Raw genomic sequence first — 16,870 nt, 5'->3', positions numbered from 1 at the left:
TCGCCGCCGTGCAAGACGTCTGCGCAGCACTAATAGCGATCGGCTGAGTGACGATCGCCGCGATCAGGCAAAGGCTGACGAGTGTGCGAATTAAGCGAGAGTTGACCACGATGTTGTTCCGAAAAGGATACCCGTATCCGGTATACGAACTGTATCGGAAATTTGCCCGCCGAGTTCAAGAGGAATGTGCGGATTGGGCAATTTGTATCACAAGCATTCTGTACAAGCCTAGCTGGAATTGCCATGGATCGGCCGTCCAAACAGCATATTTTGAAATGTCAGCGACGTCGATTGCTCCTATTGGGGCTGCTAGTGCCCGCCTCGACCGGATTGCTTTCTGGCTGTGCCACCCCTGGGGGCACCCGGTCGGTTCATTCGGACCGGATCTCAACGAATGAACCTACGCACCCGAGTAGTGTGACTTTGGAAAGCGATTCCAACTCGGCCGAGATCGCTAGCATCAATCCGGATGTCAGTCTCAAACGCTCCCCCGCGGTGACTCCCGTTGTATACGAGGATGGGCTTCAACTAGCACCAGCGATCGAATTGACGCCGGACTCGAAGCCGATGACTGCTGATTTCCGTACGCTCGTTTCGCAAGAGACTCAAACACCACCAGAGGAAGCTTCCGGTGGTGACTCTGAAAATGACTTCACCATCGAGCCCGTAGCTGCAGAGCCGGTTTCCAGCGATCAAGGCCAACCGGTCAAGTTCTTTGTTCAACAAGCACTCGCCGCTCATCCACGGATCCATGCAGCCCGACAACGTGTTGCCGCAGCCACCAACGTGATTCCTCAGGCTCGAGCTCTACCAGATCCAAATTTCAGCAACACATTTTGGCCGTTCCACGACCAGGCGCTTCAAACGGCTGCCGGACGCATTGGAAATCAAATGTCGCTGAATCAACAGATTCCCTTTCCGGAAAAGCTCAGAGCAAAAGCAGATATTGCCAGTCGCGAAGTTCAGATTGCTCAAGCGGAAGTCGAGGCCATCGAACGAGAAGTCACCGAATCGGTGCGTTTGGCCTACTACGAAGTCTGGTTCAACACACGTGCGATCGCGATTCTCGAAGAAACCAAGACGCTAGTAGACGACCTCACCGAAGTCGCCGAGGCCCGTTACAAGTCAGGTGGGTCTCAGCAAGACGTACTTCGTGCCCAGCTGGAAAATGATCGGCTCGATGACCAGCTGGTCAACCTGCGGAAGCAAAAGGCAGTTGCCCAGGCTGACTTGGCCGCGCTTTTGCAACAGCCGGTGAACCTAGTCCCCGAGGCAAGTGAAGAACTAGACGCTGGCGGCACACCCGCGGACGTTCAGTCGCTCATTTCACTGGCCGAGCAGTGTAATCCCTCCCTTCGCGGGCTCGCGTGGGAAATCCAACGTGATCGCGAAAAGCAGCGTCTTGCCTGCCTGCAACAGTACCCCGACTTCAATGTGGGCGTTCATTGGGGACTCGTAAGCGACGATCACAACGTGATCAGTCCCGTTGCGAATGGGCACGACAACTTGAGCTTCACATTCGGCACCTCGCTTCCAATTTGGAGAGAGAAGATCAATGCCGGTGTTCGTGAAGCAGGACATCGAACTGCGAGCACATCACGCCGACTGGATGCTACCCGAGACGAAATCTACGGCAAGCTTCGTCGTTTGATGGCTCAAGCCGACGCGTTGATTGAACAGCGGGACATCTATCGAGAGCGAATCGTTCCTCGAACGGAGGACACCCTAAAGCTTGCCATCGCAGACTATCGTGGAGAACGCACTGACTTCTTCACATTGATTGAAACCTACCGCGAGCTGCTCATGTTCGAAACCCAATTGGCCAGGATCGAGGCAAGTCTTGCGGGCACCGTTGCCCAGATCGATCGAACGGTCGGATGTCCGGTTTCTGAATAGCTGCCATCGCAATGCGGTAGGTTGTTGGAACGTTGCCCCGACGCTCTCGAGCGTTACGAGGTTTCAAATCCAAGCAATCTCGCAAGTTCCCGCCGAGCCCGATTCAGTCTCGATCCGACCGTACCTTCAGGAATCCGCATGGCTTCCGCGATCTCGCGATACGAGAGACCGCCATCTTCCTTCAGACTGATGATGGTGCGAAGATCAGGTTCGAGTTGGCTGAGTGCTAACTGTAGCCGCTGTGAAAGGTCATCGCCTTCAAATGATTCTGCCTGAGCGGTTACCGGCTCCGTTTCCATGGGGACCGTCTTTCGCACCCGTTCGCGTCTTAGATGTTGCAGCGCTTCATTGGTCGCCAGTCGGTACAGCCAGGTTTCGAACTTTGCGGATCCCTCGAACTGCCCCAGCCTCGCGAACGCCTTGACGTAGGCTTGTTGTGTTAAGTCTTCGCTGTCCTGCCGTCCCACCATTCGCACCATCAATCGGAAAACGCGATGCGAAGTCCTTTCGTAGATCTCGCGCAGGGCGGAACGATCTCCGCGTGCAGCGGATTCAACAAGCGATTTTGGGACGGGAGTTTCGTCAGGCTGCGGACTCAGGGATTCCATTCCCGCCATTCTATCGATACCCTCCCAGGGTACATAGCGGACACGGAAATGCTGCAGGGCTACTGGCCAAGCATCTGGCAGACGATTCTTGTTTCGCCCGCGACTTGCTCTTCCCAGGCCGCGACGACGACTGCCCCGTCCTGGCCAGACTCAATGACCGGATCATTCGCTTTGGCCGCAAGCAGGTTTTGTTTTCCGTCCGGCTGAAGACACTTCAATCCGCCGCTGCGCCGCTCCAGCCAAAGTAGCCACGTGCCATCGCTAGCATTAGCGATCCAAGGTTGCTCGCCCTGACCGATCGGCTTTTCATACGGCTTGTCTGCTGAGCTCACATAGATCGTTTTCTGTCGACGCCAAACAGTTGTTACCTGGCCGTCCTGGTCTATTGAGAGGTCACCTCCATCCATCGGGCATGCGTTGAGAGGCCAACTGCCGGTACCGAGCTTTTGTGGCGGGTCAAAACTTTGACCGTCGTCCGATGACGTTAGGTACATGTCTCGATCGCCATCGACGAGGTTGCGCCACATCACGACAACGCGACCGTCAGGACCTACCGATACTGACGGATGGCAGCATTCGCAAACGGTACCCGAGGGCGACCGATAAACGCGGACATTCTCGGACCAACTAGCACCGGCGTTTGACGATTTCGAAAGATAGATCTCAGTGCTGCCACTACGCAGGTCCAGCCAGACGAGATACACGGAGCCTTCAGGTCCGCTGGCCATTCCATGAAGTCCTTCACGAGCACTTCGTGGAACCGAGTTGACCACCACTCCTTGGGACCATGAGTCGCCGGCGTCGGTCGAGTTCCAAGCCATCAAATTACCCGTTTCATGACTGATCGCAGTAACAACGACCGTATTCTTACTTATGTTGATTCGGGGGCCTCGCCTCATTCCCAATGCAAGTTTAGGAAGTTGAGCGACTCGGACCTCGGACGCAAAGTTTTGCCCGTCTTCACTGCGAACGACAAAGATTTCGTTCCCCTCCCCGTAGGCGAGGAAGATCGCTCCGTCTTGATCGATGCAAAGCTGAGGCTGGCGAGGCTTTGCGTTTGCCCCGCCCCTGACCACTGTGACCGGCTGCGCCGAGCAAACAAATCCAACGAGGTAAAACAAAGCAACCAGGAAAGTACGCGATGTAGTCATCTTTCGAATTTACTCTTTGCAGTCCAAGACAAATACTCTCTCTGCGATCCGCTTTACGGAATCTCCGCGAGTGCACGAAGGCTCACTCATGGATGAAACAAAAAACCGCCAAACAGGGGGCGTGGCTTTCGGTGGAATTTTGGCGTCAAAGTGCCGGGCTGATCGATAGAAAGCCCGCGCAGCAAGGCAATGACTCGTAGCAGTGGTGCCGGTTGTGCGTGTTCTTGTACGAGTGGGAACGAATGTCAGTATAGGAACCAATAACGTCAAAGAGCAATCGTTGAACATTTTGAATCTGTGTGCAGAATGCGTTGATGGTTTTTCGATCCAACCTGAAGGATCGACGACGGCTATCTCCAAACCCGTAGTCGCTTAGGTCTCGGGACGTGAGACGCCAAACGACGAGACGATCCGTGCGATGGCTAGTGGTTTAAAGCCAGTCTCAATTCTGAATCCTTTCTAAATCCGAAATTCAGGCATGAAGTTACTTCGAACACGACGGGCGCGATCGTCTGAGGCCGTAAACCAAAAGCATCGCCGAAGGCTCCATGCGCAGCACCTGGAGTTACGGATGCTGATGCATGCTGAGGGAGTCATTCGGGGAACCGTCTTTTTCGATTCGAATGGTTCGGGTGCACTTGATACTGACGATGTCGGAGCGTCGGGGGTTGTCGTTGACCTAATTGCTCCGGATGTGACCGCTAATCGTTCACAAGTGACCGACGACCTTGGGAACTATACGTTCGGAGACCTTGAACCTGGAACTTATCAGATAGCCAAACGGAGCATGAGGGCGACTGTCGAAACGAATGACATCGCGATCATCGATTTGACTCTGGCGGATGGAGGAGTGTCCGAAGGAAATGTGTTCGTCGAAGGTTCAATTCGTCTAGAGTATATAAATATCAATTGGTATCTCGCCTCGTCGCCGCCAGAAGCCACACTCATCAGGAACTCGATTGCTTTGGCCGAACGGCAGGCGGGGCAACGCACGCTTGCAGACCAGATCTTGGCGGGCGGGAACGCGATTCAGGACGCGAACCGACCTCCAGTCACATCAACCGAAAAATATTCAGTCGCTATCGATTCGAGTCTCGATGTGAATGTTTTGACGGGAGTGCTAAGTAACGATTTTGATCCAGATGGCGAATCAATTACGGCAGAACTTGTTGAATCACCGAGCCGAGGAAGCATTGATTTCAATCAGGACGGTTCGTTTCGTTACACACCAAACTCCGGTTTTGCAGGCGTCGATACATTTTCGTATCGAGCAACAGATGGCCGATCACGCTCCTCGAACGTGACGGTCACAATCACGGTCAATGACAACCAAAGTGCGAATCGGATTCCCACCGCTCTAGATGATCGCTACTTCGGTCGTGAAAACGAGGCGATCGTAATTGGAGTATCCAATGGTGTTATCGCGAACGATATCGACCTCGATAACGACGTACTTACCGCGACGGTAATCGATTCACCGACAAGCGGATCGATTAATTTGAATCAGAATGGTTCGTTTACGTATCAGGGGAACGCCGAGTTTTTCGGTGACGATTCATTTACATACGTGATCAGTGATGGAACGGCAACTTCCAATGTAGCGACAGTTTCGATTACGCTTCGCCCAGTCGATGACGGAACGCCGTTTGCTGATGTCGAGGCTGGCAGTTTCGAGTCACCAAATTTGCTCGGAGCGCGGACAGATTTGGTTGCGGGCGCGCCGCCGATTACTTCCGACCACGTGTTCGGGGAAGTTGACTACTCCAAGCATTCCAATCCACCTACCTATGGTGACCATCACGGTTTTGATCCTGACGGAACCGACCAGAACCCGGGGATCACACCGCGGCCCACCGGGATTTATCGCCAAGAACAACCGGACGAGGCACTTGTTCACAATCTTGAACACGGGCACGTGTGGATCAGTTATTCACCGTCTCGACTGTCGACTGCAGATATTGGCTCACTGGAGCAATTAGTGCGTGACGGTGCTGGAAATTCTGGAGGCAGCGGCGTTGGTGTTATCCTGACTCCTCGCGAGGCGAATGACCAATCAATTGCTCTAGCGTCTTGGGCACATCTCCTAACCTTAGATCATTATGACCCAGATACGATTCGAGCGTTTATCAATACGAATCGTGGCAAGGCCCCCGAAGGGTTCATTACACCGTAATGCCCCATTATTCAATCTTGTTTCCGAGCACCGAAGAATGGAACTGCAACTGACTAATGGGCCGAGAACTTTTCATCATTGATGCCAAGCCTCAACTTCCATTCCATCACGGCACAGTACAGCACTGGAACAACGAGCATCGTGATGATTTCAATTGCCATCCCACCGAAGCTCGGGATCGCCATTGGAACCATGATATCACTTCCACGACCACGCGACGTGAGTACGGGGATCAGCGCCAGAAGGGTTGTCGCCGTCGTCATCAAACAGGGGCGAACCCGTCTTAGCCCTGCTGTGACGGTCGCCTCACGAGCGTGCTGGGCGTTGGTGATGCGATCCTTGCGAAAGCTCTCGTCGAGATATGATGCGATTACGACGCCATCATCGCTTGCGATTCCAAACAAGGCGAGAAAGCCGACCCACACTGCAACGCTTAGATTGATGGTTTTGACCTGGAATAGCTCACGCATGCTTGTCCCGAACACATCAAAATTCAGAAACCATTCGGTGCCGTAGAGCCACAGCATGATGAATCCACCCGCCCAAGCGATCAGAATGCCGCTGAAGACCAAACTCGTCGTCATCGCTGAACGGAATTGCAGATAAAGAATCAAGAAGATGATGCCAAGAGACAGCGGCAGAACAACTGCGAGTGTTTTCTGTGAGCGGATTTGATTTTCGTAATTGCCAGCGAACGTGTAGCTGACGCCGGCCGGCAAGACCAACTCTCCGTTGGTGATCTTCTCTTGCAAAAACGCTTGAGCATCCTCCACGACGTCTACTTCAGCTTCACCGGGACGTTTGTCGAACAATACGTAGCCAAGCAAGAACGTGTCTTCACTCTTGATAACCTGTGGCCCGCGAACGTAGCGGATGTCCGAGAGTTGTCCGAGCGGTATCTGCTGTCCTGTTGGCGTCGGCACGATGATCCGTTCAATCGATTCAATATCGTCGCGCAGTTCTCTCGCGTAACGAACTCGCACCGGGAAACGCTCGCGACCTTCAACGGTCGTCGTGATCTGGCGACCTCCAATTGCCACTTCAATGACATCTTGAACGTCGCGGATGTGAAGCCCGTATCGCATGATGGCATCACGATCGATGTCGATTTCGAGATACGGCTTGCCCACAATGCGGTCGGCGATCACGGCCGATGATTGCACGGTTGGAACTTGCTTCAGCAACGCTTCCATCTGCAGCGCCACCGACTCGATCGTTTCCAAGTCAGGACCTTTGATCTTCATGCCCATTGGTGCTCGCATTCCGCTTTGCAGCATGACGATGCGGGCGGCAATTGGCTGCAACTTCGGCGCGGACGTCGTTCCGGGAATCTCCGCCGCCTGAGTAATCTCTTGCCAGATGTCGTCGGCATTACGGATCTTCTCGCGCCATTGGCGGTAAGGACGGCCACTGGGATCTTCCACCAGCTCACCTTGTTCGTCACGAACGAAGTCACCATTGTCTTCGTCGTAGCGGAAATAGAGTCGATTCCCGTCTTTGTCCGTTCTGTATTCGGACTTGTAGGTGATGTAGGTCTCGATCATAGAAACCGGTGCCGGATCAAGCGGAGTATCCGCCCGTCCGATCTTCCCAACGACCGACTCGACTTCGGGTATGGACACCAGCAACTGATTCTGAAGCTGCAAAACGTCCATCGCTTCTCCGATGGATGCGTGCGGCATCGTTGTCGGCATGTAGAGGTAGGATCCTTCATCGAGCGGTGGCATGAACTCCTTGCCAAGTCCAGGAAACGTCGATGATGCGAGTTTCCAGGGGGCAGATTCGCGGACTGTCGATTGCGAAATTCCTACGACCTGCGCCGCCTTAGGAACAAAACCAAACAGCGTATTGAATCCGAGCCAGGAGCAACCACCGAGGACTAGCAGAAGAGCGGGCAGACTCAAGAACGCGAGTTTGTGCCGTAGACTCCACCGCAGTATCGGTTCGTAAAGGTAGCGTTGAAACAAAGTGAAGAAGCCGAGCAGTCCACCAATCAGCAAGGCAACAAAGAACAGGTTGACCAGCAAGCCTTTTTGCGGTCCCAGTGGTAGCCACTCCGAAGCCAATAAAATGCCGACGACCAAAACAGCGAGACCACTTGCCGCGATGGTCGCGTATCGATTCACCTGGGCCGGTATCTGTCGCTCGATCAACTTGTAGACCGCGATGCCGATCACGATGGCACCGATCCACCAAGTCAGCATCATTGCCGCTAGAAGGCCGGCAACGAGCAGGCCAGCTAATAGGATCCAACGACCGATCAATCTCAAGCGGTGACCGTTTTCTCTGCTCGGTTTACGTCGCCATCCCATCAACAAGTGTGCGGCAGGCGGAATAATTGTCAGGGCTACGACGACGGACGCCAGCAAGGCAAAGGTCTTGGTAAACGCCAAGGGCCGAAATAGCTTTCCTTCCGCTCCGATCATCGTGAAGACGGGCAGGAAGCTGACGACCGTGGTGGTTACGGCTGTTACGACAGCGCCGGCAACCTCATTGGACGCCTTGAAAACAGTATGCAGAGGACTTTCGGAATCTGGAGCCTCATCCAAATACTTCAGGATGTTCTCGGTAAGGATGATCCCCATATCCACCATGGTTCCGATCGCAATGGCGATGCCGGACAACGCAACGATGTTGGCATCCACGCCAAAGGTCTTCATTGCGATGAAGCACATCAGCACGGCCAGCGGCAACAGCGCGCTGATCAAAAATGAACTGCGCAGATGGATCACCATGACCAGGATCACGATGATCGTGACGAGAATCTCCTCGTAGAGCGCCGTGTTCAATGTTCCAAGAGTTTCGTAGATCAGTCCGGTGCGATCGTAAAATGGAACAATCGTCACCTGACTGGTTGTGATCCACTGAGGCCAAGTATCGCTGGGGATCTGTCGTAGGAGCGATAGATAATCGTCGGGCGATTCTGTCGGTTCAACGTCGGCGAAACGCGCACCATATCGGCCAGCCCAACTCGTGACATCGTCCGGCTCGACAGCGGACCAATCAATCAGCACCTTGGTAGGCAATCCGGCTGAGACTTCCTCGATCCTCTCTTTCACATTCTTAATTGCAGCCAGCGGATTGTAGCCGTAGCGTACGACGGCGATGCCGCCCACGGCTTCGGCACCCGCTTTATCAAGTGCCCCGCGACGAAGAGCAGGCCCAAGAGTGACATCGGCAACATCGTCGATCGTGATGGGGACGTTGTCCGAGACCTTGACGACGGTCTTTTCAATATCTTCGACTTGCTCGATGAACCCTAAACCACGAATCACATACTCCGCCTTGTTCAGCTCAATCGTTCGAGCGCCGACGTCGACATTCGACATGCGGACTGCGCCGAAAACAGCGTCAAGGGTGACGCCAGCCGCCCGCATGGCATCAGGGTCGACGTCGATCTGATATTCCTGAACGAATCCGCCGATCGAGGCGACTTCGCTGATTCCTTCCGCCGATGCGAGTGAATAGCGGACGTAGTAGTCTTGGACCGTTCTGAGTTCTCGTAGGTCCCAGCCACCGGTTGGATGCCCCTCCGGGTCGCGACCTTCTAGCGTGTACAGATAGATCTGTCCCAGGGCGGTAGCGTCGGGACCAAGCGTCGGCTGAACACCATCGGGCAACGTTCCGGCCGGCAAACTGTTGAGCTTCTCAAGGACACGCGTTCGAGACCAATAGAAATCAGCGTTGTCGTTGAAGATGACGTAGATTGACGAGAATCCGAACATTGAATAGCTTCGGATCGTCTTGACCTCAGGAATGCCGAGCAATGCGACCGTCAGGGGATAGCCAATCTGGTCCTCGACATCCTGGGGACTTCGTCCCATCCATTGCGTGAAGACGATCTGCTGGTTTTCACCAATGTCGGGGATCGCGTCGACGGGAACGGGGTCGCGTGGTAAAACGCCCGTGTTCCAATCGAACGGTGCGACCATGACGCCCCAGCCGACAGTCGCTAGGACAATGAGCAAGACTACAAGCTTGTTGGTCAAACAGAACCAAATGATGGCCCCAAGGATTCCGCGTTTTTCAGGTGAATTTTGAATCACCTCTGGTTGCGATTCGTTCTCTGTGCTGTTGCTCATGATTTGTTGATGCGTCGCCTTGATGATTCTTAAAGCTTTTCAAGTTTGTCAGCGCATTTGAGCATCGAAGCCCCGTAGTACGGATTTCGAACGGCATCATCGGTTTGCAACCAGGACGCACCTCGTCCTTCAAATGCCATCGGGCAGTGCAGCAGATAGAGATCTTGTTGAACTGAGATTCCAAACGTGCGCTCGATCGAGATCATCGATTCCGAAAGCAATGCGAATGCGGATCGCATCGCTTTCAGATCTGGAGAGTTCATGAGCTTCGCAGTGATTTCCGAAAGGTCTTTGCTTTCTTCTCGCCACAGCTTGGCTGCTTCCGCATCGTTACTGATTTCTTCCCAGCTTCCGATTTGGCGTTGCAATTGTTCGATGGCCGCCTTTGCTGCATCTGCTTGATCTGCCGCGAGAGCTTCCGAGACGCGAACGTAGAGTGGCAGAAGACTCTGTATTTGCGCCGCGACTGCCGTTGGGACTTCTAGACCGGATGGCACTGGAACTTCCGGTGCGGCGTTTGGAGACTGCAGGCCAAACTGCATGCTTAGTTGATCGATATGCTGTCGGGTCAGACGATAAACTTGATCTGCCTCTTCCAACGTCTTCACGTCAGATCCTTCAACGGCATCGTTCCGTAACAACATTGCAATTTCGTTCCACATCGCGCCCGCGTCGCCATGCAAGTGCTCGGACGGGACGCTGGTAAGCTGATTACCCAATCCTGTATATGCTGTGCGAATCGTGCTGAGATCTGATTCTGCGATAGCTGATTGAATTGATGTGTAGGACTGCACCACCGATCGCAAATGCTCTTTTGTCTCTGGTGGTACGTGGGCCGCGTGATTCGTCATGCCCGGCATCTCTGGATTGGCAGACGCTTTCATCTCTCCATGCTGGTGCCCGCCCCCGCCGCCACCCTGCGGAGTCATCATCGACGGCTTCGCGGCGATTTGCAGAGCGCTATCTAACTTGAAGTTTCCGTTGGTCACCACGAGATCGCCTTCGGACAGTCCTGATTTCACGAGGTAGTGATCCCCAGCTCTCGGACCGACGATGATCTCACGACCTTCGTAAGTGGGCTTCTCGGCACCAGGAACTTGCACATAGACAATCGCACGTGTCCCGGTGAGCAGCACTGCAGACGCCGGCACCACTAATGGTTTGGCCGACTCGATTGGTTCTGCCGTCACGTAACCCATCGACTCGGCGCGCACCAACGGCATGCCACAGATATCGCAATTGCCCGGTTCGTCTTTGACGATTTCCGGGTGCATCGGACTGATCCATTTTCCTGCCAAGGCCGGATCGAGAACGCGACCTCCCGCGGCCACCTGGGATCGAACGATGGCGCGCACGAACATTTCCGGCTTCAGTCGGCCGTCTGAATTGTCAACGTTGACGCGAACTTTCACCGTCCGAGTTGATTCATTGAGAACCGGGTCGATGAAGGCTACGCGGCCATGGAATGTTTCGCCAGGATAAGCTTCCGTCGTGAACTCGACGTCTTGGCCGTATCTCAACCACGCCAAGTCGGATTCGTACGCGTCCAGCATGATCCACAGATGATTCAGGTCGGCCACCGAATAGATGCGATCACCGGTTTGCACCCGATCACCTTCCTGACGCAGCTTCTGCACAACGACGCCACCAACAGGCGACTTGATCGTGACCGTTTCGGAAGCGGTCCCCCGTTGTTCAATCTCTCGGATTTGCTCCGCAGTAAGCCCAAGTCGGCGAAGTTTCTCACGAGCCGATTCCAGCAAATTAAGCGGTTCAACAAATCGTGATGACGTTCGGGGTTGGTTCCGATCGAGAGCCGACAATAATTCCTGCTGGGCCGTGTAGAGTGGCTCGCTGTAGATGTCCACCATGTGGTCGCCCTGTTTGACTTCGATCCCCGTGAAGTCAACGAACATTCGCTCCAACCGACCAGGCACCCACGCCGTAATGTGGGCCATACGGGTTTCGTCGTAAGCAACTTTTCCGACCATTCGTACTTTTGCAGGCACGTATTTGCTAACGACCGGAGTGACCTCGACGTTCATCAGCTTCTTGACATCATTACTGATTGAGATCGTGCGGACGCCTCCAGATGACTCCTTCACGGGCACCAAGTCCATCCCGCAGATTGGGCAGTCGCCAGGACCATTGCGCCGGATCTGGGGATGCATCGAACACGTCCAAATCGTCGCTTCATTCGAAGCGGTCGAGGCAGCCTCCGTCGAATCAGAAGCCGAACCGGAGCCCGTTGGTTTGATCCACCAGGCAACAGCAAAGCCGAGGATGACCAGAAGAATCGACTGGGCAACCCAAAACTTGTTCCGGTGTTGATCTAGAAATTCGCGCATTGTCTTGTCAGCTATAAGTTCTTAGAGATTGACGCCGGTTTCAGGACTGCTTGAGCGCGTTGACTAACGTTGTGACTTCGTCTTGGTCACGTGCACCGACCGCGGTGATACTCCGACTGCCTTCCTTCCAAGTTGCTGCGATATTCGAATTTAACTCAACCAAGCAGCAATCTTTGTCTCCGCAAGTAGCCATGCTGGACTGACGATTACCGAACCAAGCAGCCTTTTCGTCGTCGTGTTCGAAGAGAACCAGTGTCGATCCATCCGCACGACGACAGACGGCCTTGAAACAAGTGCAGCAAGGCATCTTCACGACGCTGGACGAAGCAAGTTCGTAGCCGTTCGGCAAACCCCTTGAGATCAACGGTCGGTAACCCACCAAAGATTCCGCCTGGTCCGGCGAGACGCGTTGGCCGTCATACTTGGCGAGCAAAAAGTCTTCCGCTTGATCGGGGTCCACAGAAAGCTTTGCCAAGTAATCATCCATCACGTACTGAAATTTCAGCATGTGCTCCGGATCCATCGCCATCTCAGCCATCCCCATTGCGTTCGGCCCCATCTCGTCCATAAGCGGATCACTACCGTGCTGAACAGCGGAGCTTTCAGCCGGGTCGTTTGAGGCCAACTTGGCTACGTCATCGTTTGGTGAACTAACCCACAATCCAAAGGCAATCAAAAGAGACGCCGCGATGGCCACGGCTACACCAACACTTGGTTTCTGCCACCAGGACCAACCAACCGGGTGAGGAGTAGGCAATTGGCTTTCGATTACATTCCACTGATCCGGGGCAGCGTCCGTCCCTGCTCGGACGAATAGACGTCCGACTTCACGGAAACCGGCCAATTGCGATCGGCACGCATCACATCTCGATAAATGGTGCTCGATCTGCGCACGCTCCGGAAGGCCAAGTTCTCCATCGAGAAAGGCAGATAAATGTTCCTGAACGGACTGGCATGTGCTCGGCGCCATTTCTTTGGCCTCCAAGGGAATGACTCTCTAACCGACTCTTCAGATGCTCGGCTCCTTCATTTCTTCACGAAAATCTCTGCCGAAAAAAGCTTTTCAACTTCGTGAAGAATCGGGCACTCGACGCATCCAAACGTGAAAAGAGGCTCCGAAAGGGTCCTATTCACGACAATCTCGAAGCACAGGAAAACAAAACATGCGACGGCTTTCGTACGCTCTGGCAGCAGTAATGACAATCGGCACATCGCAATTAGTGGGAACTTCGCAGGCAACCGCACAGGACGCAAGTCAACAACACGCCGCAGCAGAACACACTCACCAAAAGTCCGGACATGGAGACATGAGTGGGTCTCACGGCGGATCCTTGCAAATGGTGGACGGAAACAAAGTCGAAACGGTTCTCCAAGAGAAGGGGATCATGTTTGCCTTCATGACTTCAGAGGGCAAAGCGATCGACGCGTCCCAAGCATCCGGCAAACTGACACTTCATGTTGGTGACAATCCCAAGAAATACAGCTACACGCTAAAGCCGCTGAAGAACGGCATGGTGGGAGTTGGCGTGGACCTTTCCAAAGTGAAAGGGATCATGCTGCATATGAATGTTCAGCTCAGCGGCGTCGCGTCATCGCCTTTGGAATTTCATTCGATGGGCAAAGTGGGTGAGGGTGCAAAACTCTCAGACGAACTGCTGATCAGCCTCCAAAGTACTTGTCCCGTGAGCGGTCAGAAGCTTGGTTCGATGGGCAAACCTCCGAAGGTAGAGTTGGGCGACAAGTCGTTGTTCGTGTGCTGTGCTGGCTGCATCGAGAAGGTCAAAGCATCGCCTGACCAGTATCTGACTAAATACTACAAGTCGTCTGGTAAAGAGATCCGACCTGGTGTTTTCGAAGCGACTTTGGCTGACGCAGAAGCAATCGCCAAGCAGAAAGTCTGCCCCGTGATGGACGAACCACTGGGTGGAATGGGAACGCCCGGCAAAGTGAACGTGAAAGGGAAAGCCGTCTTCATTTGCTGTGCCGGATGCGCCAAGAAGCTTGCTGCTGAACCGGATAAGTATTTGGCTCAGTTGAAAGAGCAAGGCGTCACGCCACCTGAGTTCAAATAGGGACGTTCCTGCGAGTGCGGTGTATCTTTAGCGGGTCCTGCGAACAGGCCAAAGCCACAACCCAAGCGGAATTTCTATTGCTACCGGCAAAGTCTGCCGATAAACTATCCCTATGCGTCCAGCGATGATTTTCCTTCTGATTGCCAGCATTTTTTCGTGCCCTTTCCGGTGCGTTGTGGGTGCTGGCTGCGCGGACGCCGTGCATCCTGCTCAGCCGGTTCATGCTTGCTGTGACTCCTGTTGCGGCAATGACATTCAGGATGATGAGAGTCCTCAACCCTCCTGTCCTTGCGACGACTGCGATTGCTTGGCTTGTATTTGCCACGGCGCCACCGTTGATCGCGACTCAGTAAACCTGGATCTATCGTCAGCGGGGATCGCTTGGGTTGCCATTGAATCGTTTAAGTGGACTTCGCAGTCCCACTCCTTCTCTCCTGTTTCAGTGGACCACTCTCCGCTGATATCTCGGTTTGCTAGCGGCCGCGCTGCGCGTATCGGTCTTCAATCTTTCCAGATTTGATTTCTTCTCTCGGCCGTTTCTATTTGTTCGTGGTTTAGCAGACAGCAGTGAACCCTGCGCGTGCTGCATCTCTTTGAACGCGTAATCGAACGGTCACCGAGTCGTCGCACCCGTTGTGCCCATCTGCCAAAAGTGCGTCCCAGAGGTAATCGTTTTTCTGCAATTGCTGCGGAAAGTCGTGTGCAGGCGTTATTGAGAGAGAAGTGGACCAATGAGTCAAAAGAGTATCGATCGGCCATCAAAGATCGCGAACCGAAGTCCCAGTGCTGCTCCAGATTCAATGGAAGAACTGAAAGCAGGTCATGGTGAACCACCGGTCGAGCATTCCAGTGCCTTGGTTGACGATGGATCACGCGCGTCGGCTACCATGCCTGTTTCAGAATCGAACGCTGAGGCACGGGAACCCGTACCCGCCAAGGGGAAACCTAGCGAGGGTGTTTCAAAACGAAAGCACAGAGCCGGCGTCCCCTTGTTGAAGGGGTTAATCGGAGCTGCTGGTCCGACGCTCGTTTTGCTGGGCTTCGCCGCGGTTTTCTACTTCGGCCATAAGAACGAATGGCGAGTGCCAAAGTTCGCTTCTGTCATTGGAACAGCGACTACCGAATCGGATGATTGGTGCTCGGACCACTCGGTGCCGGCTTCCATTTGCGTTCAGTGCAATCCCGAACTCATGCCACCCAACGAAGATTTCGGTTGGTGTAGCAAACATGGAGTTCACAACTGCGTCCTCGATCATCCGGAGCTGGCAGAAAGAAAGACACTACCTTCCCAGGAACAATTGCAGGAAGATCAACGACAGGCTCAATCTTCATTGGCGATGGGAGTACGCAAGGAAAACAACAGTCGATGCACGCTCTACCAGAGCCGTATTCAGTTTGCGTCGGTCGAATCAGTTCGCCAGGCTGGAGTCGATATCGGTCTCGTCGAGCGCGATCGCGTCATCGAAGCGGTCAGTGGCAATGGCGAGATCGTCTACGACCCGACTCGTAAGGCGACGATCGCGGCACGAGTGCCAGGCAGTGTTTGGGCGGTTGAGAAGAATATCGGAGACGTGGTACGCCAAGGCGAACTGCTGGCTCTTATCGATGCGACGGCAGTCGGCAAAATCAAGTCAGAATTGCTCCGAGCCTTGGCCGAGAAAGCTCTTCAAGCGAAGAACGTCGCGAGACTCAAGGATGCTCGCGGCGCCGTCGCGGGAGCAAGAATCATTGAAGCCGAAGCAGCTTTGGCGAAGGCCCGTGCCGATGTGCTCAATGCTGAACAAGCAATTCGAAACCTTGGTCTTCCTATCGATGCCGACAACTTGCGTGGCTTGAGTGAGGACCAAGCAATTGACAATTTGCGACTGCTGGGAATTCCACAAACCTATCTTGCAAACATCGACGAGCTTGCAGCATCCACAAACCTGCTTCCCGTGGTGGCACCGATCAGTGGGACTGTTGTTGATCGATCGGTCAGCCTAGGAGAAGTCGTCGATCCGTCGATGCAGTTGTTTGAGATTGCTGACACCAGCCAAATGTGGCTCAGACTCAGTTTGCCGCTGGAAACAATCGATCAATTATCGATCGGACAGCAAATTCGATTCTCGCCCGACGGTAGCAGTCGCATAATCGAAGGTCGCCTGGATTGGATCAGCACGGGCGCCGACCAGCATACGCGGATGATCGACGTGCGTGCCATCCTGGATAACCAAGACGGTCGTCTGAGAGACCGAACGTTTGGCACCGGGAAAGTGATCCTTCGTGATGCAAATGACGCCATCGTCGTTCCCTCAGAGGCAACCCACTGGGAAGGATGCTGCAACGTCGTCTTTGTACGAGACAAGGACTATTTCGCCAGCCCCGATAGCCCGAAGGTTTTCCACGTTCGCAGCGTCAGGCTCGGGGCAACCTATCAAGGCAAGACGGAAGTCATTGCTGGCGTGTTGCCAGGCGAGGTGATCGCGGTCGAAGGAAGCGACGTGTTGCGAGCGCAGCTGTTGAAGAACGGCTTGGGCGCCGGATGTTGCGTTGAGGAATAA

The 16,870-nt window shown here is 54.1% G+C and carries 9 protein-coding genes; 4 read left to right on the top strand and 5 right to left on the bottom strand.

The genetic code is table 11. The annotated features are described in order from the left end of the window. The first annotated feature begins 417 nt into the window (after positions 1 to 417). A complete protein-coding gene (locus FYC48_RS09475) occupies positions 418 to 1,896 on the top strand; it encodes a TolC family protein (protein ID WP_456238981.1) in 1,479 nt (492 codons plus the stop codon). Positions 1,897 to 1,949: 53 nt separating this feature from the next. Here FYC48_RS09475 and FYC48_RS09470 read toward each other — a convergent pair whose 3' ends face one another. Beyond that, positions 1,950 to 2,504: an RNA polymerase sigma factor gene (locus FYC48_RS09470; RefSeq protein WP_149496449.1), complete on the bottom strand. Its 555-nt coding sequence runs from the start codon at positions 2,502 to 2,504 to the stop codon at positions 1,950 to 1,952. Between the two features lie 59 nt (positions 2,505 to 2,563). Then, positions 2,564 to 3,655: a sialidase family protein gene (locus FYC48_RS09465; RefSeq protein WP_149496448.1), complete on the bottom strand. Its 1,092-nt coding sequence runs from the start codon at positions 3,653 to 3,655 to the stop codon at positions 2,564 to 2,566. Between the two features lie 571 nt (positions 3,656 to 4,226). Here FYC48_RS09465 and FYC48_RS09460 point away from each other — a divergent pair. Continuing rightward, a complete protein-coding gene (locus FYC48_RS09460) occupies positions 4,227 to 5,828 on the top strand; it encodes an Ig-like domain-containing protein (RefSeq protein ID WP_160149422.1) in 1,602 nt (533 codons plus the stop codon). Positions 5,829 to 5,881: 53 nt separating this feature from the next. Here the strand turns inward: FYC48_RS09460 and FYC48_RS09455 are convergent, their stop codons facing one another. From FYC48_RS09455 to FYC48_RS09445, 3 genes are read right to left on the bottom strand one after another with little or no spacing between them, the layout of a single operon-like run. Continuing rightward, a complete protein-coding gene (locus FYC48_RS09455) occupies positions 5,882 to 9,910 on the bottom strand; it encodes an efflux RND transporter permease subunit (protein WP_149496446.1) in 4,029 nt (1,342 codons plus the stop codon). A gap of 29 nt (positions 9,911 to 9,939) precedes the next feature. Then, positions 9,940 to 12,258 (bottom strand): efflux RND transporter periplasmic adaptor subunit, encoded by a 2,319-nt coding sequence (locus FYC48_RS09450; protein WP_149496445.1) that lies wholly within the window; start codon positions 12,256 to 12,258, stop codon positions 9,940 to 9,942. Positions 12,259 to 12,298: 40 nt separating this feature from the next. Further along, a complete protein-coding gene (locus FYC48_RS09445) occupies positions 12,299 to 13,228 on the bottom strand; it encodes an anti-sigma factor family protein (protein ID WP_149496444.1) in 930 nt (309 codons plus the stop codon). A 337-nt stretch (positions 13,229 to 13,565) separates the two neighbouring features. On the opposite strand from FYC48_RS09445, the gene FYC48_RS09440 reads away from it, so the two are divergent. Further along, on the top strand, positions 13,566 to 14,330 hold the full coding sequence (locus FYC48_RS09440) for a hypothetical protein (protein ID WP_235034170.1): 765 nt from the start codon (positions 13,566 to 13,568) through the stop codon (positions 14,328 to 14,330). Between the two features lie 731 nt (positions 14,331 to 15,061). After that, the gene (locus FYC48_RS09435) at positions 15,062 to 16,870 is read left to right on the top strand and encodes an efflux RND transporter periplasmic adaptor subunit (RefSeq protein WP_235034169.1); all 1,809 of its coding nucleotides are present in this window, start codon (positions 15,062 to 15,064) and stop codon (positions 16,868 to 16,870) included.

It is taken from the genome of Roseiconus lacunae, from assembly GCF_008312935.1.
GTDB lineage: Bacteria > Planctomycetota > Planctomycetia > Pirellulales > Pirellulaceae > Stieleria > Stieleria lacunae.
Note: the sequence above shows the minus strand (reverse complement) of the source record. Positions and strands in the feature narration are given on the sequence as shown.

Bases quoted from the DNA above. Each gene is read 5' to 3' on its own strand.
- FYC48_RS09470 (WP_149496449.1), bottom strand. From the start codon at position 2,504: ATGGAATCCCTGAGTCCGCAGCCTGACGAAACTCCCGTCCCAAAATCG.
- FYC48_RS09465 (WP_149496448.1), bottom strand. From the start codon at position 3,655: ATGACTACATCGCGTACTTTCCTGGTTGCTTTGTTTTACCTCGTTGGA.
- FYC48_RS09460 (WP_160149422.1), top strand. From the start codon at position 4,227: ATGCTGATGCATGCTGAGGGAGTCATTCGGGGAACCGTCTTTTTCGAT.
- FYC48_RS09455 (WP_149496446.1), bottom strand. From the start codon at position 9,910: ATGAGCAACAGCACAGAGAACGAATCGCAACCAGAGGTGATTCAAAAT.
- FYC48_RS09450 (WP_149496445.1), bottom strand. From the start codon at position 12,258: ATGCGCGAATTTCTAGATCAACACCGGAACAAGTTTTGGGTTGCCCAG.
- FYC48_RS09445 (WP_149496444.1), bottom strand. From the start codon at position 13,228: ATGGCGCCGAGCACATGCCAGTCCGTTCAGGAACATTTATCTGCCTTT.
- FYC48_RS09440 (WP_235034170.1), top strand. From the start codon at position 13,566: ATGAGTGGGTCTCACGGCGGATCCTTGCAAATGGTGGACGGAAACAAA.
- FYC48_RS09435 (WP_235034169.1), top strand. From the start codon at position 15,062: ATGAGTCAAAAGAGTATCGATCGGCCATCAAAGATCGCGAACCGAAGT.